This window comes from Pseudomonas sp. V98_8, assembly GCF_029967975.1.
Classification (GTDB): domain Bacteria; phylum Pseudomonadota; class Gammaproteobacteria; order Pseudomonadales; family Pseudomonadaceae; genus Aquipseudomonas; species Aquipseudomonas umsongensis.
The window spans coordinates 35,440-52,948 of record NZ_JASCAE010000080.1; the positions used below are offsets into that span (position 1 = coordinate 35,440).

Below are 17,509 nucleotides of genomic sequence, written 5' to 3' on the forward strand. Positions count from 1 at the left end.
TCTTGTTCTCCATATACGGGTATATACCCGCTTAAAACCGAAAAAACTGACCTCAAGCCAGTTCGTCCAGCAATTTCAATAACGTTTCACGCTTTTCCGCGCCCAGGCGATCGACCAAGCGCTGTTGCGCCGCCTCCCAGGCCGGCAAGGCGGCTTTGAGGCGCTCGGCGCCCGCTTCGGTGAGCAGGACGATACGATTGCGCATGTCTTCGCCCTCGACCAGCGTCACCAGGCCATCACCCTCCAGCACACGCAAGTTGCGCCCCAGGGTACTGCGATCCAGGCCCATGGCTTCGGCGAGGGTGGAGATACTCGGTTGATCCAGGCGCTGCAGGTTGCACAGCAAAGAATACTGCGCAACGTTGATCCCGAAGCCATCGAGAGCGCCGTCGTAATGCCTGCTGACGCCACGGGCGGCGCGACGCAGGTTGATGCATAAACATTGGGATTCGAGCATGGTGCGTGTATATACCCGTGGTTGAATGAAAGCAAATTTATGTTACACCAAACCCTTCTACCTGTAGGAGCGAGCAGTCTCGCGATGGACGTCAACGATGACGCTGACTGCCTGACACCCCTCGGTGCTTGTACCTCCATCGCGAGCATGCTCGCTCCTACAGGATTAGCGCCACGCCTACTAGCACTGCTACTTCCAATAACTCCAGCAACGCTCCCGCCGTGTCACCTGTCGTGCCGCCCAATCGGCGCAGCATCACCTGCCTCAGCCAGGCAAACAGCAGCGCCGCCAGCAGCAGCGCCCAAACGCCGTTGAACCCAGCGATCAGCACACACAACAAGGCACTGACCGCCAACACCTGCTTGCCCGCCAACCGCGGAAGATGATCGGCCAGAGCCTGGCCCAAACCGCCGGGCCGCACATAAGGCGTGGTCAGGAACAACCCCAGCAACGCACTGCGGCTGATCAAGGGAACAATGATCAGGGCCAGCGCATGCTGCTGTTCGATCAGCGCGACCAACGCGGTAAATTTCAGCAGCAACACCAGCACCAACGTGACCACGGCGATCGGCCCGCTGCGCGGGTCCTTCATGATCGTCAGCGTGCGCTCGCGGTCGCCGAATCCGCCCAGCCATGCATCGGCGCTGTCGGCCAGGCCGTCCAGGTGCAGCGCGCCGCTGAGCAGCACCCAGGCCGTCAGTAGCAGCGCGGCATGGAGCAGCAGTGGCGTGCCCAGCAACAGCCCGTTCAGCGCCCACAGAATCACGCCGAACAGCACACCCACCAGCGGATAAAACAGCAGCGAGCGCCCCAGTTCCTCAGGCGTCGGCATACCCGGTAGACGAATCGGCAGGCTGCTGAGAAATTGCAGGGCGATCCAGAATGGCAACATATTCAGGATACTTCCCTTAGTACGCCACCGGGTTCGACCGCCAGCGAGAACAGTGCGCCATGCGCCACTTCGACATTGAGCAGTTGCTCGCGGGGCAAGCCCCGAGCGTGGGCCAGCAATAAACGCATGACCCCGCCATGACTGACCAGCAGCACACGCTCTCCGGCGTACGCGCCATGCAAGCGTGCGACCGCCGCGAGTACTCGCGCTGAAAATTCCGCGACCGGTTCACCCTCAGGCGGGGTAAACGAATAAGGATCAGCCCAGAACAAACCCAGGGCCTGGGCGTCGGTTTCCATCAGTGCCGCGGCACTCTGCCCTTCCCAGGCACCGAAGTGCAGTTCCTGCAGGTCTTTGTTCAGCTCGATCGGCAGCCCTGACTGCATCGCCAGTTCTTCGGCGAAGCGCGCACAGCGCTGCAAAGGCGAGCTGACCAGGCGATCCCAGGGCCCCTGCCCCGCCACCGCCTGGCGCATCTGCGCCCAGCCCTTGTCGGTCAGCGCATCGTCGAGGCTGCCGCGCAATCCGCCACCGAGTTCTGTTTCCCCGTGACGCAACAAGTCCAGATGCAGAATCATGCCGGACGGTCCGCGACCGCTGCTTCGGCAAACGTCGCCATCTGCCCGTGCAGCTCGCAGGCCAGGCGCAGCAATGGCACGGCCAACGCAGCGCCACTGCCCTCGCCCAGGCGCAAGCCAAGGTCCAGCAAGGGTTCGGCCTTCAGGGTTTCCAGCACATGACGATGGCCCGGCTCGGCACCGCGATGACCGAACAACAGCCATTGGCGGCACGACGGATTCAAGCGCACCGCGACCAAGGCCGCGACACTGCAGATGAACCCGTCCACCAGCACTGCAACGCCTTGCTGGGCGCACGCCAGGTAGGCGCCGACCAGTGCCGCGATTTCAAAACCGCCCAGATTGAACAAGGTCTGCAACGCATCGCCACGTTGAGCGCCGTGCAGCACCAGCGCGCGCTCGATCACTTGCGCTTTACGACTGACACCCGCCGCATCCAGCCCCGTACCCGGCCCGGCCAGATGCACCACCGGGCAATCGAGCAAGGCACAGGCCAGGGCGCTGGCCGCCGTGGTGTTGCCGATGCCCATTTCGCCACCGATGAACAGTTGCGCACCCATCGCAATGGCGCGCTCCACGCTGTCGCGACCGGCCTGCAACGCGCGTTCGCCTTGCGCCGCGGTCATCGCTGGCCCCTGGGCGAAATTCGCCGTGCCAGGGCCGATGTTCAGGTGTCGCACACCCGCCAGGTTCAACGACGGTGTGATGGTGCCCAGGTCGACCACTTCCAGGGAGGCGCCCAACTGCCGCGCCAAGACACTGATTGCCGCACCGCCGCTGACGAAGTTGAGCAGCATCTGCCCGGTGACTTCCTGGGGATAGGCCGACACTCCTTCGGCCACTACACCATGGTCACCGGCAAAAATCGCGATCCACAACCGCTCCAGACTCGGCTTCACCTGCCCCTGCAGTCCGGCCAGTTGCACCGCCACCGACTCAAGCTGACCGAGTGAGCCGGCCGGCTTGGTCAGTTGCTGTTGACGGGCTTGCGCCTGCTCGACAGCCTGGGCGTCGATCGGTTGGCAGGGGTTCAACCACCAGGTTGAGCTCATAAAGCAGTTCCTTTCAAAGTCAGGGGCAGGCCGGCAACGGTCAGGACGACACGCTGACAACGCTCGGCCAGGGCTTGATGCAGCCAACCGGCTTCATCGACATAGCGGCGAGTCAATTCGCCCAGCGGCACGACACCCATTCCGGTCTCGTTGCTGACAAAAATGACTTCACCCGGCAACGACGCCAGGCAGTCAAGCAAGGCTTGGCGCTCGGCCACCAGACGCTCGGCGTCATCGAGCATCAGCAGGTTGGTCATCCACAGCGTCAGGCAGTCCACCAGCAGGCAACGCTCGCTGCTGGCGGTTTCGCGCAGGATGCGGGCCAGTTCCACAGGCTCTTCGATCAACGCCCATTCGGCCGGACGGCGGGCGCGGTGATGGGCGACCCGCTCGTTCATTTCACCGTCCAGGGGTTGGCTGGTGGCGATGTAGGTCACTTGAAGGCCGCTTTCGCTGGCGAGTTTTTCCGCCAGGCGACTTTTCCCAGAGCGGGCACCGCCGAGGATCAGTTGGAGCATGGTTTATTCCATAAAATGTGCAGTGTCATGACGGACCCCTTCGCGGGCAAGCCCGCTCCCACAGTTGTTTGGGTTGGCCACAAAACTTGAGTACACCCGGTAACCCTGTGGGAGCGGGCTTGCCCGCGAAGGGGCCAGCACAGCCACCTCAAAAACCACAGAGCTCGCGCAACAACCCGGTATCCAGATGCTTTTCAACCAGATCCGCCAAGCGCTCGATATCCCGCTCGCGCAAGGCGTGGTAATCCACCTCCCGCACAGTCTGCAAACCCGCCCATCGCAACAGTGCACTGCACGCCGCAGGGGATTCAAACAGGCCATGTAAATAGGTGCCGAAAATTTGCCCATCGACACTCTGCGCGCCATCGCAGCGACCATCGTCCAGCTGCACGGCGGCATTCTCCAGCGCTGGGCCGGTGGTCACGCCGGCATGGATTTCATAACCGCAAACCTCAGCATTCTCCAGCACCAGGCGCCCGCGCACATTGCGCAGTTGCTTGTGTTCTTCAAGCTGCGTGGTGAATGCCAGCAGGCCCAGGCCATCACTGGACCCCGGCGCGCCTTCAAGGCCCAGCGGGTCATGCACCTGCTCGCCGAGCATCTGCAGGCCACCGCAGATACCCAGGACTTTGCCGCCATAGCGCAGGTGTCGCGAGATCGCGGCGTCCCAGCCATTGGCGCGCAGATAGGCCAGATCGCTACGCACGCTTTTAGAGCCTGGCAGAATGATCAGGTCGGCCGCTGGAATCGCCTGGCCGGGGCCAATGAACTGCAGGTCCACTTGCGGGTGCAGGCGCAGTGGATCGAAATCGGTGTGGTTGCTGATGCGCGGCAGCACCGGCACCACCACCTTCAACAGCTGCCCGGCCTTGTCGGCCTGGCGCTGGTCGATGCCGTCCTCGGCCTCCAGGTGCAGGTCCATTACGTACGGCAGTACGCCGATCACCGGCTTGCCAGTGCGCACTTCAAGCCAATCGAGACCGGGTTGCAGCAGGGCGATGTCACCGCGAAAACGGTTGATGACGAACCCTTTGACCCGCGCCTGCTCGGAGGGCGACAGCAGTTCCAGGGTGCCCACCAGGTGAGCGAAAACTCCGCCCCGGTTGATGTCGGCTATGAGCACCACCGGGCAATCGACCGCTTCGGCGAAGCCCATGTTGGCGATGTCGCCAGCGCGCAGGTTGATCTCGGCCGGCGAGCCCGCGCCCTCGACCATCACCACTGGATACGCTGAGCTCAAGCGTTCGTGGGACGCCAGCACCGCTTGCATCGCAATGGATTTGTAGTCGTGATAGGCCACGGCATTCATCGTGGTGACTGCACGCCCGTGGATGATCACCTGGGCGCCGGTATCGCTGTTGGGCTTGAGCAGCACCGGGTTCATGTCGGTGTGGGGCTCAAGAAAAGCGGCCTGGGCTTGCACGGCTTGAGCGCGACCAATCTCGCCACCGTCGGCAGTCACCGCGCTATTGAGCGCCATGTTCTGCGGCTTGAACGGCACCACGCTGACACCCTGGCGCGTAACCCAGCGGCACAGGGCCGTCACCAGCGTGCTTTTACCGGCGTCGGATGTGGTGCCCTGCACCATTAAGGTGGTCATTGGCTTTCCCTGGTGAAGGCATCGAACGCGCAGTCGAGGCGTGCCCAGTCGGCTTCATCGCCAGGCAGGCCGAAACGCAGGCTGCTGTTGTGGGTGAACAGGCGCAATAGAATGCCGCGCCGGGCCATGAACTCGTGCAGTACTTCGGCGCGCTCGGTGATCAGCCATTGGAACAAGGCGCACCCGCCTTGGGGCTGGAAGCCGTGCCGGGTCAACAGGGTGGCCAGCCGCGCACTGGCCTCATCGGCGCGCTCGCGCTGTCGAACGTGCCCTTCGGTGTCGCGCAGGCACGCCTGGCCCAGCACACGGGTCGGCCCGCTGACCGCCCACGGCCCGACCTGCTCGGCGAGCAACTTGAGCAACTTGCGCTCAGCCAGGACAAAACCCAGGCGCACGCCGGCCAGGCCGAAAAACTTGCCAAAGGAGCGCAGCACGATCAAGCCTACCTGATGGGCAAACGGCGCCACACTCAGGTGCGGCGTGTTGTCCATGAAGGCCTCGTCCACCACCAGCCAGCCACCGCGCGGGGCCAGGCGCGAATGCCAGTCGAGCAGCCGGGCGGGCGTCAGGCTGAGCCCGGTTGGATTATTCGGGTTGACCACCACCAGCACGTCGAGGCTATCGACGAAGAAGTCGACCTCCTGCTCCAGCACTTCGCGCACGATGTAGCCATTGCGCCGCCACGCCTCGGCATGTTCGGCATAACAGGGTGACAGTACGCCGACCTTGCCCGCCCGCCGCAAACGCGGCAGCAACTGGATGGCCATCTGCGAACCGGCGACCGGCAACGCTTGCAAGGTGCCGTAGTAGTCGCAGGCCGCCTGCTCCAGACCGTCATTGGTTTCCGGCAATCGCGCCCAGGCCCGCTGCGGGATGTCCGGCACTGGAAACGGCCAGGGGGCCAGACCGCTGGACAGGTCGAGCCAATCGGCTTCATCGATGCCGTAATCGTGCGCCGCCTTGCGCAGTCGCCCGCCGTGCTCAAGCATAAAATTCAGACCCCACGCACAGAATCAGCAGCCACAACCATACCCCACGCTGCACCAGTTGCCAGCCGCGGTCGATGGCGTCGGCATCCGCCGGCACGCCCTCGCCCAGCGTCGGGCGCTGATGCAGTTCACCGTGATAAACCGCCGGCCCGCCCAGCTCGACGCCCAACGCACCGGCCCCCGCCGCCATCACCGGACCGGCATTCGGGCTGTCCCAGGTCGGCCCCTGGGTACGCCAACATTTCAATGCCAACCGGGTGCTGCCCAGCAGCGCGTAGGTCAGCGCCACCAGGCGCGCGGGGATGTAATTGAGCACGTCGTCAATCTTCGCCGCCGCCCAGCCAAAACGCTCGAAGCGTTCGTTGCGATAACCCCACATCGCGTCCAGGGTATTGCTCAAACGGTAGAGCACCACGCCGGGCGCACCGGCCACGGCAAACCAGAACAGCGCGGCGAACACCGCGTCGCTGCCGTTTTCCAGCACCGATTCGGTGGCGGCACGGGCCACGGCGGTTTCATCCAGATCACTGGTTTTGCGGCTGACCAGATAACTCACGCGTTGGCGCGCTTGTTCAAGGTCACCGCTGCGCAAGGCCTTGGCCACCGGCGTGACGTGCTCGCCGAGGCTGCGCATGCCCAGGGCGCAATAGAGCGCGAGAATCTCGACGATCCAGCCGACGTAAGGCGCCCAGGAGAGCGCCGTGGCCAACAGGGTCAGCGGCACTACGACGATCACCCACGCGGTGACCCCATGGCTGCGCCAGCCGCGACCGCCACCGTTGAAACGTTGCTCGATGCGCTCGGCAAATCGGCCGAACGCCACCAGCGGATGCCAGCGCTTGGGTTCACCCAGCAGCGCATCCAGCGCTACCGCGGCGACACTCAACAACGCCACACTCATTGACTCACTCCCCAATAATTTTCGTACAGCAGCTCACTCAACGGACGCGCCTGCGCCCAGCCTTCGAGCACCAGCATCGGCGCCGGATAGAAGGCCTTGACCGGTCCCAGGCAGAGAATGGCCAGGGGCTTGGCGCCAGGTGGCAGGCCCAGCAGGTCCGCCAGGGCTTGCGGTTCGAACAGCGAGACCCAGCCCATGCCCAGCCCTTCGGCGCGGGACGCCAGCCAGAGGTTCTGGATGGCGCAAGACAACGAGGCCAGGTCCATTTCCGGCAGGGTGCGACGACCAAAGATGTGCCGCTCGCGATCGTCCATCAACGCGGCGACCAGCACTTCGGCGCAATCGTTGATGCCCTCGACCTTGAGGTGCATGAATTCGTCGGTGCGCTCACCCAGCGCCTCGGCGGTGCGGATGCGCTCTTCTTCCACCAGCGCCTGGATCTGGCCACGCAAGGCTCGATCGCTGATGCGGATGAACCGCCAGGGCTGCATCAGGCCGACACTCGGCGCCTGATGCGCGGCTTCGAGCAGGCGTCGCAGCAGCTCGGGCTCGACCTTGCCGCCGGCGAAGTGACGCATGTCGCGGCGCTCGCCGATGGCGCGGTAGACCGCTGCGCGCTCGGCCGGGCTGAAGGCGTTGTCGGTCATGGCCTTTTCGCGAGCAGGCTCGCTCCCACGTTTGATAGGCGTACCCCTGTGGGAGCGGGCTTGCTCGCGAAGGTGTCCGAACGGTCAGGCGCAAACAAAGCGGCAATCGCTGATGGATTGGACGGAAAATAGAAGTGCACGTAAGAGGCCGTCATTCGCCCCTCACGATAAACCGCTTCGGCCCCGCGCCCGCCGTTAGGACTCAGGCCACGGGCAATCGGAACAAGCTCGGTCGTGGTCAACGAATGGTGATAGGTATGCCCGCGCAAAGAACCTTCCGGCAGCTCAACCGCTTGCAGAGCCAGCGCCGCCAAGCGCTTTTGCATCACCGCATCACCCGCCAGCAAGCCGACCAGTTCCGCGCGCGCACCTTCAACATCGGTCAGCGAATCGAGTAGGTAAAGCATCCCGCCACATTCCGCCAGCAAGGGTTTGCCCGCGGCGTAGTGAGCGCGGATCGCGGCCAGCATCGAGGTGTTTTGCGCCAATGCCACATGGTGCAATTCCGGATAGCCACCCGGCAGGTACAGGCTGTCGGCCTCTGGCAAACCTGCATCACGGATCGGCGAGAAAAACCGCAGCTCAGCACCCATCGCCCGCAGCACATCGAGACTGGCGCCATAGGTAAAGGCAAACGCTTCGTCTCGGGCCACGGCGATGCGCACGCCAGCCAGCAAGGGTTCGACTGTCACCACATCGGGCGCGGCGAATTCCACCGCTGGCGGCAGCGCGACTTCGCAACTGCCGGCCAGGGCCTCGGCCGCCGCATCGAGGCGCACATCCAGGTCATTCAATTCGCTGGCCTGCACCAGGCCAAGGTGTCGACTCGGCAATTCGATCCCGGTCTCCCGTGACAAGGCGCCATACCAGCGCAGGCCTTCGGTCAGGCTGCCTTCGAGCAGTTGCGCGTGGCGCAGGGTGCCCACGCGGTTGGCCAGCACGCCGGCAAACGGCAAGTCCGGCTGATAACGCGCCAGGCCCAGGGCCAGTGCGCCGAAGGTCTGCGCCATGGCGGTGCCGTCGATCACAGCGAGCACCGGCACGCCGAAATGCCGCGCCAGGTCGGCGCTGGACGGCGTACCGTCGAACAGCCCCATGACGCCTTCGATCAGGATCAGGTCAGCGTCGCCGGCGGCCTCCCACAACAGGCGGCGACTGTCCTGCTCGCCGACCATCCACATGTCCAGCTGATACACCGGTGCACCGCTGGCGCGTTCGAGGATCATCGGATCGAGAAAGTCCGGGCCGCACTTGAACACGCGAACCTTACGGCCCTGGTTACGATGCAACCGGGCCAGCGCGGCGGTCACGGTGGTCTTGCCCTGGCCTGACGCCGGCGCAGCAATCAGCACCGCCGGGCAACGTCGAGGCTGGTTCACAGCTCCACGCCTTTTTGCGCCTTGATACCGGCCTGGAAGGCGTGCTTGATCATGCCCATTTCAGTGACGGTATCCGCCAGTTCGACCATCTCCGGCTTGGCACCGCGACCGGTGACCACCACGTGCTGCATGGGCGGACGCGCCTGCAAGTCGCTAAGCACCTGATCGAGATCGAGGTAGCCGTGCTTGAGGGCGATGTTCAGTTCGTCCAGCACCACCAGGCCGATGGACGGATCGCGCAGCAGTTGCTGCGACACCGCCCAGGCCGCTTCGGCAGCCGCGATGTCGCGCTGGCGATCCTGGGTCTCCCAGGTGAAGCCCTCGCCCATCACATGAAAACGCACCTGCTCGGGAAAGCGTCGGAAGAACAGCTCTTCACCGGTGCTGTTACGCCCCTTGATGAACTGCACCACGCCGCACTGCATGCCATGCCCCATGGCACGCGCGAGCATGCCGAACGCCGAACTGCTCTTGCCTTTGCCATTGCCGGTCAGCACCAGCAGCAGGCCGCATTCGTTTGGGGAATTGGCGATGCGTTCGTCGATCACGGCCTTTTTGCGCAGCATGCGCGCCAGGTGACGTTCGTCACGATCAGGATGGTCAGACATGGGGAGCTCTCCGTTGAGGCAGGATTAACGGCGGGCAGGCACAAGAATAGACGGCAAGAAGCCTGGCATCGCCCACCGTGATGCCGCTTGGATGGATCAGGCCGGTCTCCGGGCTCATGAGCGGCGTGAAGCCTCGCTGCGCGCCTTCCCGCATCGATATCGACGCAGTGGCTTCAAGCGCAGTGTTCACTCATTTACCGTTGCGGGGGCAGCGCCGGGATCGCAGGGCTTCATCGACTGAAGCGCTCACTCACCGGCTTCCCTGTTTCACTCTGTCGACCCAAGCCACAGAGCACCTGAAACAAGCGGCGAAGGTTAGAGGGTTGGGGGTGGAGCGTCAATTGAAGACAGGGTGCTGGAACGAATAACTGCCAAGCATTCATAAAATGACGTCAATGTTGTGTCACACTCACTTCAGTGATATCAATTTGCCACAATCTCACAACACAATAATAAGGTGAGCCCCATGCAAGGCATGATCATCAGCAATCCGAAGCTGGAATTCCTGCGTCCGGTGCTGGAGCACTGGTTCGACTGTATCGATCGTTATAACGCCGTTCGCGGCGACAACGAGACACCCTACTGGCTCGATGAAAAAGCCAACCTCGGCCTGCTTTCCGCCGCGGCATGGATGGCAGAGATGGTCACGCTGCAACAATCGCCCACGCGCAAACAGACCGAAGAAGGCGAACGCAACGGCCGCGCCGACCTGTTTGTCGCCACCCCCGAAGATCGCGCCTGGCTGCAGGCCACGCAGCGCTGGCCACGCGTTAACAGCCTGAACCTGACCCAGGCCTTGCTGGACATCACCAGCGACGCGAAAAAAATCAGCTACGCCAGCGACCTGAAAATCGGCTGCCTGTTCGTTGCGCCCCACAAGAGCCAGCAAGGCGCCACCCCGGAAGAACTGCAGGACATGGTCGATGACCTGCAAAAGGAGCACTGCTGCGCCGTGGCCTGGTATTTCCCCTATGCCTATCGCAAATTGCGCAATGAAGCCGGTCACTATCACCCAGGTATTGCCGTGTTGCTCAAGGAAGCTCGCGGCTAAAGGTTGAACCATCGGGCTTTGCCGCTTCTCTATGATTTAAGTCACTGCATTCATAGGGAAGGTCAGCAATGCGCACATCCGAGCTGGTTTTCGTCATCGCATTAGCGGGAGGGCTCGTCGCCTGTGGCGAAACCGCCCGCTTGCAAGTCACCGACGGCACCGGGCCGTCCCCCAAGCTCCCCGAACCGAACAAGACACTGTTCCCGACAATGAACATCGCCCCGGCCATTGGCTGGGCGGACGGCGCAAAACCCGTCGCGGCCAGCGGTACTCAGGTCGGCGCCTTTGCCGAGAACCTCGATCATCCGCGCTGGCTTTATGTGCTACCCAATGGCGACGTGCTGGTTGCCGAAACCAATGCCCCGCCCAAGCCCGATGACAACAAAGGCATCAAGGGTTGGATCACCAAGAAAGTCATGGGGCGCGCCGGTGCCGCCGTGCCGAGCCCGAACCGCATCACCCTGCTGCGAGATGGCAACCACGATGGCATTGCCGAAACCCGCACGGTATTCCTGGAGAACCTCAACTCGCCCTTCGGCATGACCCTGGTCGGCAATGACCTGTACGTTGCCGACACCGACCGGCTGTTGCGCTTTCGCTATGAAATCGGTGACACGGCAATCAAGTCCCAGCCGATCAAAGTCGTCGACCTGCCGGGCGGGACCCTGAATCACCACTGGACCAAGAACGTCATCGCCAGCAAGGACGGCAGCAAGCTGTATGTCACGGTGGGCTCCAACAGCAACGTCGGCGAAAACGGCATGGACCAGGAGCAAGGGCGCGCGGCGATCTGGGAAGTGGATCGAGCCACCGGCAACCACAGGATCTTCGCTTCAGGCCTGCGTAACCCCAACGGCATGGCCTGGGAGCCACAAAGCGGTGCGCTGTGGACGGCCGTGAATGAGCGGGACGAAATCGGCAGCGACCTGGTGCCGGACTACATCACCTCGGTGAAAGACGGCGCCTTCTATGGCTGGCCATTCAGTTATTACGGCCAGCACGTCGACGAGCGTGTCGACCCGCAAAACCCCGACCTGGTGGCCAGGGCGATTGCTCCGGACTACGCGGTAGGCCCCCACACCGCCTCACTGGGCCTGACGTTTGCCGAAGGCAGCCGGTTGCCAGCGCAATTCAAGGAAGGCGCATTCATCGGCCAGCATGGCTCGTGGAACCGCAAGCCGCACAGCGGTTACAAAGTGATTTTCGTGCCCTTCAGCGGTGGCAAGCCAAGCGGGCAACCGGTGGATGTGCTCACCGGGTTCCTCAATGACGAGGAAAAAGCCATGGGCCGGCCAGTGGGCGTGGTGATCGATCAGCAAGGTGCCCTGCTGGTGGCCGACGATGTGGGGAATAAGGTGTGGCGAGTATCGGCGGCTAAATAAACGTCAAAAGATCGCAGCCTTCGGCAGCTCCTACATTGAAAGGTGTACACCCTGTAGGAGCTGCCGCAGGCTGCGATCTTTAGCGTTTACGACAGAGCGTCAGCCCATCCCCCAACGGCAACAGCGACAGATCCACCCGCGCGTCATCCTTCAGGGCACGATTGAGCGCCTGGATGGCGCGGGTATCGGCGCTGTCGGGGCTGTCCTCAAGCACCCGGCCACTCCAGAGGGTGTTATCGAACACCGCCAGTCCACCACTGCGCAGCAGACGAAGCGCCTGCTCCAGGTACGCCGGATAGTTGGCCTTGTCGGCATCGATGAAAATCAAATCAAACTGGCCAGGCTGATCCAGCGCGCCCAGGGTTTCCAGCGCTGGTGCCAAACGCAGGTCGATTCGCCCGGACAGGCCGGCCTCCTGCCAATAGCGGTGCGCGATGGCGTTGTAATCCCCGGGAATGTCACAGCAAATCAGCGAACCGTCAGTCGGCAATGCCGCTGCCATGCACAGGGCGCTGTAACCGGTGAAGGTGCCGACTTCCAGCACACGCCTCGCGCCGGTGAGCTTCACCAGCAACGCGAGAAACTGCCCCTGTTCCGGCGCCACCTGCCAGCGCGCCATGGGCAGCGCCTGGGTTTCATCGCGCAAGCGCTTGAGCAGCGGGGTTTCGCGCAGGGAGACGTCGAGCAGGTACTGATAGAGCGAATCGTCGAGATTGAGCGTGCGGGCGGTCATGGCATCACCCTCTGGCGGTTACGGGTTGCGCGCCAAATGCTCGGGTTGCAGGACGCGCTTGGCGCTCAGGTAGGCTCTTTGCCAATAAGCCTTGGACAAGCTGTCGAGCTTGACCGTACCACCGGTAGCCGGCGCATGCACGAAGCGGCCTTCGCCGACATAGATGCCGGCATGGCTGACCTGGGAACCACCGTTGGTGGCGAAGAAGATAAGGTCACCTGTTTGCAGGCCTTCCTTGCCGACATTGGCCGCTTGCATGGAGATCATTTCACGGGTGGTGCGGGGCAAGGAAATACCGGCCATATCACGGTAGACGTAAGCAATCAGGCCGCTGCAATCAAATCCGGAGTCCGGCGTGTTGCCGCCCCAGCGATAAGGCGTCCCGACCAGCCCCAACGCGCGAAACAGCACGTCTTGCGCTTCTGGAGAAAAGTCCTGGGAGGGCGCGAATACGACGGGCGTGCGAACTACCGGCGCAGGTGGCGGTGTACGGCTGGCACAGGCACTGAGCAGCGCTGCGAACAGCATGATTGCGAGGCGGGCCGACATCGTCATAAGCAGAGCATCCTGATCAGGCTGCGGCTAATTTCTGCGGGAGCGCAGAAAAGAAAACCGCCTGCGGATCACGCAGGCGGTTTGCCATCATTCATGAATCAGAATTTTAGCGCTTATCAGGCAAACTTCAAGTAAGACTTTAAGTTCGCCTTACGAAATGTGCGCTTACTTGCGAGCAGTGACGATTGGCGCCGCTGCAGGAGCCATGGCGAGTGCTCGCTTGGCTTCGATGAAGGTCTTGCTCCAGTAGCTGTCACCGAGGTTGTCGATGCGCACACCACCGCTTTTGCGGCTGCTGGAGTGAATGAACTGATTGTCACCCAGGTAGATCCCGGCATGACTGACGCGACCGCGACGACCGTTGGTGGCGAAGAACAGCAGGTCACCTGGCTCAAGTTTACTGCGCGATACCAGCGGCGCATCAACGTTGATCATTTCGCGGGTGGAGCGTGGCAGGTTCATGCCGGCTTCTTCACGGAACAGATAACCGATGAAACCGCTGCAATCGAAACCGGCTTCGGAGGTACCGCCGAAACGGTAACGGGTACCGATCAGGGACATGCCGCGTTCGAGGATGCTGTCGGCCAGAACTGGAAGCTGGTACGACTTGCCGTCGGCGAAGCTGGCCAGTTCTTTTTCAGTAGCCGCTTCTTCGAGCTCAAACGCTTGCTTATAGAGAGCGGAAGACTGGGCGGTACCGGAATGTTGAACCTGCTGTTGTTGCGCTTGCTCGGACACTGGCGTGTGGGCAGCGCAACCGAACAACAGGGTAACGAGTGCGAGGGGCACGAGGGGTGCAAAGCGATTTAGCATGGGCACGACCGTGGCTGAATTAGTTATCAAGAGCCGCGACTATGCCTTCTATCATTCTCATTTGCAAATTCAATCGAACTTTTTGTGACTTCTTGGTTTCCCGCTGACATCTAAGCGCTAAAGCCCATTCCAGACACTTGCGCAGCCTGCTCCCATCAGGAAAGCGGATTTTCTGACGCCTTGAATCTGTCAAAATTCGCTGCAAGCCCTGAATTTACGGGACCTGGCTACCAGCCCAGGGTTTCTTTCAGGAACGGGATGGTCAACTTGCGCTGCGCTTGGAGAGAGGCCTGGTCGAGTTGCTCAAGCAGTTCGAACAAGGCACTCATGCTGCGGGTACCGCGGGTCAGGATGAAGTGCCCGACCTCGTCGGTCAGGTGCAGGCCGCGGCGAGATGCACGCAGCTGCAAGGCACGCAACTTGTCTTCGTCTGAGAGTGGGCGCATCTGGAATATCAGCGCCAGGGTCAGGCGCGACTTGAGGTCCGCCAGCTTTACCGGCAGCTCGCGTGGCGAAGTCGACGCGGCAATCAGCAGGCGCCGACCACTGTCGCGCAGGCGGTTGAACAGGTGGAACAACGCTTCTTCCCAGTCCGCCTTGCCCGCCACCGCCTGCAAGTCGTCCAGGCAGACCAGTTCGTATTGCTCGAGGTTGTCGAGGATCTCGATGCCGCGATCCATCAACTCGGCCAGCGGCAGGTACACCGCTGGTTCACCCATCTGTTCGAAGCGCAGGCACGCGGCCTGCAACAGATGCGTACGCCCTACCCCATGCTTGCCCCACAGGTAGATCAGGCTTTCGGTCCAGCCGGCGTCGGCTTCGCACAGCCGCTCGACATAGCCGAGTGCAGCGGCATTGGCGCCTGGGTAGTAGTTGATGAAGGTGGCGTCGTCACGCAGACGCACACCTAGGGGCAGCTGAATCGGTTTCATGCTGACTGAACAGTTCCAAAGGAACCGTTAGTGGCCTCTGTGTAAAGTTTGCGAAGTTTATACCCGTGAAGCCGACCGCACAATGCGACAGACCACAAGCAAAATCAAAGGTTTGCGTTAGCGCACCGGTTTTATGACAGATTCTCTGGCGCCATGGGCAGCCACCGGGCGTCAATCCCGGGCTGCCCGCGACCCCCTCTACAGCTCTGGCTCGTCCACACCGCTGTACATATCAGAATCCTTATACAAATCATGGACATGGCGCAACAGCACCATGATTACCGCGGCTACGGGCAGCGCCAGCAACACACCGGTGAAACCAAACAGTTCGCCCCCGGCCAGAATGGCGAAGATCACTGCCACCGGGTGCAGGCCGATGCGGTCTCCCACCAACAAGGGTGTGAGCACCATGCCCTCGAGCGCCTGACCGACCATGAACACCGCGACAATACCCATCATGGGATACAGATCGCCGCCAAACTGGAACAGCCCGGCAATCAGCGCCGCGCCAATGCCAATGATAAAGCCCATGTACGGCACAATCGCCGCCAGACCGGCAATCATCCCGATCAACAGGCCCAGCTCCAGGCCCACCAGCATTAGACCCGCAGCGTAGATGACGCCCAACGCGACCATCACCAGCAATTGCCCGCGGACGAAGGCACCGAGCACTTCATGGCACTCCTCCGCCAACGCCACTGCACGCTCTTCGCGATCGCGCGGCAGCAGGCTGCGGATCTTGGCCATCATCAGGTCCCAGTCCCGCAGCAAGTAGAAACTCACCACCGGAATCAGCACCAGGTTCGCCAGCCAGCCGATCAACGCCAAACCAGATGCTGTCGCCTGGCTCAACACCACGCCCACGATGTCGGTCGTCTGCCCCATGTGCTCGCTGATCGCAGCCTTGAGCTTGTCGAACTTCCAGAAGCCCTCCGACAGGCCGAACTTCGATTGCGCCCAGGGCAATGCAGTGTGTTGCAGCCAGTCGAGCATCTGCGGCGCCAGCTCATACAAGCGAAACAACTGCTTGGCGAGCATCGGCACCAACACCAGCAACAGCGTGGTGAAGATCAGGGTGAACAACGCAAATACCGCAATCACGCCCCAGGTCCGGGACAACCCGGCGTTTTCCAGCCGATCCACCAGGGGGTCAAACAGATAGGCCAACAACAACGCCACCAGGAACGGCGTGAGGATCGGGTGCAACAGCCAGACAAACGCGCAGAGCAACAGCACTCCACCCAACCAGAACCAACGCCGCGTATCGGCCATGAACCACTCCATTGCTTCTATATAAAGAAAGAAAATCCTACCAGCGGAAACGCAATTGCGGCGTCGGTGCCGGTGCGGGCGCTACCGCGGGTACCGAACCACCGGCGACAGGCTGGACCGGCACCGCGGGCACCGGCGCCGGCTCCCCCGCAACCTCCTGCAACCTGGCCAGCGATAATTGCGCTCGCAGTTGATCGGTACTGCCATTGACCCGATAAAGAATCCGGTCGCCGTCGACACTTTGCGGACGACCACCGAAAGGCTCCAACAGGCGCCCCAGGGTCGCATACCGCTCCAGATTCATGCCTTGGACTTCCAGCAACTGCGCGGCCGAGGCCCCGGGCTTGGCGACAAATCGAGGCGCCAGCCGTTGGTTGACCGCCAGCATCACCGCGTCCGCCAAAGCGGCTTGATCGGCGCCTTGGGCGCTGCCGGCCTCTTTCTGGTCGCCCAGCCACAATTGCCACTTGGCTTGCCACTGGCCGCCCTCTTCACGGGCATGCACCGCCAGCAAGGCGTCGGCATTGTAGCGCTGTGACGCGCTGCGCAGTGCCGACGGATCGGCACTTTCCAGATTCGGCCCGGTGCCGACGATTTGTTCGTTCAAGTCCGCCAGCGGCAGACGCAGGGGTAAACCACGGTGTTGCGCGGCGCGGCGCAGGGGTGTCGCACCGGCCTGACCATCGCCCACCAGGCTCGAACCCTCGGTGTAGTCGTTCAACCACCAGCCCAGTATCGACGGCCGATTGGCGCCCCACATTGCCAACCCGGCCCGACGCAACGCCTGATCGGTGGTGCCCGGGTCGAAATCGACTTTCAACACTTCCGGCGGACCTGCCTCGAAGCCGTACTGGCTGATGATTTGCTGCGGATCTTTGCGAATCGCCGCCAACCCGGGATTCTGCGGTGCCTTGGGATCGCCGGTCAGGCGCAAGACCAGCGTATCGAGCGCTCGCTGCGTGGCTTGCTCACGCTCCTCCGGCGACTGGCCGTTGACCGGTTCGCGCACTTGATAGAGGCCCTTGACTGTTTCAGCATGGCCTACCAGGCTGGTCAGGCTAACCAGTGACAAACAGCCCACAAACAAGAATTTACAAAAACCCATGGAATATTCCTGAGGACAAAGGCGGCTGGAACAGACCGCATGAAG

Annotated in this window: 19 protein-coding genes and 1 riboswitch; of the genes, 2 read left to right on the forward strand and 17 right to left on the reverse strand. The window is 62.3% G+C overall.

Translation table 11 applies throughout. The features are described from left to right. Window positions 1–52: 52 nt before the first annotated feature. The 11 genes from QLG10_RS24145 to cobO all read right to left on the reverse strand — a co-directional run bounded on the left by QLG10_RS24145 (window position 53) and on the right by cobO (window position 9,621). A complete protein-coding gene (locus tag QLG10_RS24145) occupies window positions 53–457 on the reverse strand; it encodes a MarR family transcriptional regulator (RefSeq protein ID WP_020800345.1) in 405 nt (134 codons plus the stop codon). Window positions 458–614: 157 nt separating this feature from the next. Beyond that, window positions 615–1,349, reverse strand: coding sequence for an adenosylcobinamide-GDP ribazoletransferase (locus tag QLG10_RS24150; RefSeq protein ID WP_110746361.1), 735 nt, complete (start codon window positions 1,347–1,349; stop codon window positions 615–617). Between the two features lie 2 nt (window positions 1,350–1,351). Then, complete coding sequence (gene cobC, locus QLG10_RS24155; RefSeq protein WP_110746359.1) at window positions 1,352–1,927, reverse strand: alpha-ribazole phosphatase family protein; 576 nt, start codon at window positions 1,925–1,927, stop codon at window positions 1,352–1,354. Then, complete coding sequence (cobT, locus tag QLG10_RS24160; RefSeq protein ID WP_282488168.1) at window positions 1,924–2,979, reverse strand: nicotinate-nucleotide--dimethylbenzimidazole phosphoribosyltransferase; 1,056 nt, start codon at window positions 2,977–2,979, stop codon at window positions 1,924–1,926. The genes cobC and cobT overlap by 4 nt, the downstream gene beginning before the upstream one ends. Next, the gene (cobU, locus tag QLG10_RS24165) at window positions 2,976–3,497 is read right to left on the reverse strand and encodes a bifunctional adenosylcobinamide kinase/adenosylcobinamide-phosphate guanylyltransferase (RefSeq protein WP_282488169.1); all 522 of its coding nucleotides are present in this window, start codon (window positions 3,495–3,497) and stop codon (window positions 2,976–2,978) included. The genes cobT and cobU overlap by 4 nt, the downstream gene beginning before the upstream one ends. A 148-nt stretch (window positions 3,498–3,645) precedes the next feature. Continuing rightward, window positions 3,646–5,097, reverse strand: coding sequence for a cobyric acid synthase (locus QLG10_RS24170; protein ID WP_282488170.1), 1,452 nt, complete (start codon window positions 5,095–5,097; stop codon window positions 3,646–3,648). Continuing rightward, window positions 5,094–6,086: a threonine-phosphate decarboxylase CobD gene (cobD, locus tag QLG10_RS24175; RefSeq protein WP_110746352.1), complete on the reverse strand. Its 993-nt coding sequence runs from the start codon at window positions 6,084–6,086 to the stop codon at window positions 5,094–5,096. The genes QLG10_RS24170 and cobD overlap by 4 nt, the downstream gene beginning before the upstream one ends. Further along, entirely contained in the window at window positions 6,079–6,987 is a 909-nt protein-coding gene (cbiB, locus tag QLG10_RS24180) for an adenosylcobinamide-phosphate synthase CbiB (RefSeq protein WP_188264466.1), read from the reverse strand. Before cbiB ends, cobD begins: the two co-directional genes overlap by 8 nt. Then, the gene (gene bluB / locus QLG10_RS24185) at window positions 6,984–7,634 is read right to left on the reverse strand and encodes a 5,6-dimethylbenzimidazole synthase (protein ID WP_282488171.1); all 651 of its coding nucleotides are present in this window, start codon (window positions 7,632–7,634) and stop codon (window positions 6,984–6,986) included. The genes cbiB and bluB overlap by 4 nt, the downstream gene beginning before the upstream one ends. Further along, complete coding sequence (locus tag QLG10_RS24190) at window positions 7,631–9,013, reverse strand: cobyrinate a,c-diamide synthase (protein ID WP_282488172.1); 1,383 nt, start codon at window positions 9,011–9,013, stop codon at window positions 7,631–7,633. Before QLG10_RS24190 ends, bluB begins: the two co-directional genes overlap by 4 nt. Continuing rightward, the gene (cobO, locus tag QLG10_RS24195; protein ID WP_110746346.1) at window positions 9,010–9,621 is read right to left on the reverse strand and encodes a cob(I)yrinic acid a,c-diamide adenosyltransferase; all 612 of its coding nucleotides are present in this window, start codon (window positions 9,619–9,621) and stop codon (window positions 9,010–9,012) included. Before cobO ends, QLG10_RS24190 begins: the two co-directional genes overlap by 4 nt. An 81-nt stretch (window positions 9,622–9,702) precedes the next feature. After that, window positions 9,703–9,936, reverse strand: a riboswitch (cobalamin riboswitch). 151 nt (window positions 9,937–10,087) lie between these two features. On the opposite strand from cobO, the gene QLG10_RS24200 reads away from it, so the two are divergent. Together QLG10_RS24200 and QLG10_RS24205 are read left to right on the forward strand one after the other, a co-directional pair. Further along, a complete protein-coding gene (locus tag QLG10_RS24200) occupies window positions 10,088–10,672 on the forward strand; it encodes a hypothetical protein (protein WP_110746344.1) in 585 nt (194 codons plus the stop codon). 68 nt (window positions 10,673–10,740) lie between these two features. After that, the gene (locus tag QLG10_RS24205; protein WP_282488173.1) at window positions 10,741–12,054 is read left to right on the forward strand and encodes a sorbosone dehydrogenase family protein; all 1,314 of its coding nucleotides are present in this window, start codon (window positions 10,741–10,743) and stop codon (window positions 12,052–12,054) included. Window positions 12,055–12,133: 79 nt separating this feature from the next. Here QLG10_RS24205 and QLG10_RS24210 read toward each other — a convergent pair whose 3' ends face one another. The 6 genes from QLG10_RS24210 to QLG10_RS24235 all read right to left on the reverse strand — a co-directional run bounded on the left by QLG10_RS24210 (window position 12,134) and on the right by QLG10_RS24235 (window position 17,464). Then, entirely contained in the window at window positions 12,134–12,787 is a 654-nt protein-coding gene (locus tag QLG10_RS24210; RefSeq protein ID WP_282488174.1) for a class I SAM-dependent methyltransferase, read from the reverse strand. Between the two features lie 18 nt (window positions 12,788–12,805). Further along, window positions 12,806–13,342, reverse strand: a complete 537-nt coding sequence (locus tag QLG10_RS24215) for a C40 family peptidase (RefSeq protein WP_188264471.1) — start codon at window positions 13,340–13,342, stop codon at window positions 12,806–12,808. A gap of 165 nt (window positions 13,343–13,507) precedes the next feature. Then, a complete protein-coding gene (locus QLG10_RS24220) occupies window positions 13,508–14,155 on the reverse strand; it encodes an NlpC/P60 family protein (RefSeq protein ID WP_110746338.1) in 648 nt (215 codons plus the stop codon). A 227-nt stretch (window positions 14,156–14,382) separates the two neighbouring features. After that, window positions 14,383–15,087 (reverse strand): DnaA regulatory inactivator Hda, encoded by a 705-nt coding sequence (hda, locus tag QLG10_RS24225; RefSeq protein WP_008063324.1) that lies wholly within the window; start codon window positions 15,085–15,087, stop codon window positions 14,383–14,385. Between the two features lie 198 nt (window positions 15,088–15,285). Continuing rightward, window positions 15,286–16,359: an AI-2E family transporter gene (locus QLG10_RS24230; protein ID WP_110746336.1), complete on the reverse strand. Its 1,074-nt coding sequence runs from the start codon at window positions 16,357–16,359 to the stop codon at window positions 15,286–15,288. Between the two features lie 37 nt (window positions 16,360–16,396). Continuing rightward, window positions 16,397–17,464 carry a DUF2066 domain-containing protein gene (locus tag QLG10_RS24235; protein WP_020799788.1) on the reverse strand — a complete coding sequence of 356 codons (1,068 nt, stop codon included), beginning with the start codon at window positions 17,462–17,464 and terminating at the stop codon, window positions 16,397–16,399. Window positions 17,465–17,509 lie beyond the last annotated feature (45 nt).

Excerpts from the sequence above, each read along its gene's own strand:
- QLG10_RS24200 (WP_110746344.1), top strand. The coding sequence starts at position 10,088 with ATGCAAGGCATGATCATCAGCAATCCGAAGCTGGAATTCCTGCGTCCG.
- QLG10_RS24235 (WP_020799788.1), bottom strand. The coding sequence starts at position 17,464 with ATGGGTTTTTGTAAATTCTTGTTTGTGGGCTGTTTGTCACTGGTTAGC.
- bluB (WP_282488171.1), bottom strand. The coding sequence starts at position 7,634 with ATGACCGACAACGCCTTCAGCCCGGCCGAGCGCGCAGCGGTCTACCGC.
- QLG10_RS24205 (WP_282488173.1), top strand. The coding sequence starts at position 10,741 with ATGCGCACATCCGAGCTGGTTTTCGTCATCGCATTAGCGGGAGGGCTC.
- cbiB (WP_188264466.1), bottom strand. The coding sequence starts at position 6,987 with ATGAGTGTGGCGTTGTTGAGTGTCGCCGCGGTAGCGCTGGATGCGCTG.
- cobD (WP_110746352.1), bottom strand. The coding sequence starts at position 6,086 with ATGCTTGAGCACGGCGGGCGACTGCGCAAGGCGGCGCACGATTACGGC.
- QLG10_RS24145 (WP_020800345.1), bottom strand. The coding sequence starts at position 457 with ATGCTCGAATCCCAATGTTTATGCATCAACCTGCGTCGCGCCGCCCGT.
- cobC (WP_110746359.1), bottom strand. The coding sequence starts at position 1,927 with ATGATTCTGCATCTGGACTTGTTGCGTCACGGGGAAACAGAACTCGGT.
- hda (WP_008063324.1), bottom strand. The coding sequence starts at position 15,087 with ATGAAACCGATTCAGCTGCCCCTAGGTGTGCGTCTGCGTGACGACGCC.
- QLG10_RS24220 (WP_110746338.1), bottom strand. The coding sequence starts at position 14,155 with ATGCTAAATCGCTTTGCACCCCTCGTGCCCCTCGCACTCGTTACCCTG.
- cobU (WP_282488169.1), bottom strand. The coding sequence starts at position 3,497 with ATGCTCCAACTGATCCTCGGCGGTGCCCGCTCTGGGAAAAGTCGCCTG.
- cobO (WP_110746346.1), bottom strand. The coding sequence starts at position 9,621 with ATGTCTGACCATCCTGATCGTGACGAACGTCACCTGGCGCGCATGCTG.
- QLG10_RS24170 (WP_282488170.1), bottom strand. The coding sequence starts at position 5,097 with ATGACCACCTTAATGGTGCAGGGCACCACATCCGACGCCGGTAAAAGC.
- QLG10_RS24230 (WP_110746336.1), bottom strand. The coding sequence starts at position 16,359 with ATGGCCGATACGCGGCGTTGGTTCTGGTTGGGTGGAGTGCTGTTGCTC.
- QLG10_RS24210 (WP_282488174.1), bottom strand. The coding sequence starts at position 12,787 with ATGACCGCCCGCACGCTCAATCTCGACGATTCGCTCTATCAGTACCTG.
- QLG10_RS24215 (WP_188264471.1), bottom strand. The coding sequence starts at position 13,342 with ATGACGATGTCGGCCCGCCTCGCAATCATGCTGTTCGCAGCGCTGCTC.
- cobT (WP_282488168.1), bottom strand. The coding sequence starts at position 2,979 with ATGAGCTCAACCTGGTGGTTGAACCCCTGCCAACCGATCGACGCCCAG.
- QLG10_RS24150 (WP_110746361.1), bottom strand. The coding sequence starts at position 1,349 with ATGTTGCCATTCTGGATCGCCCTGCAATTTCTCAGCAGCCTGCCGATT.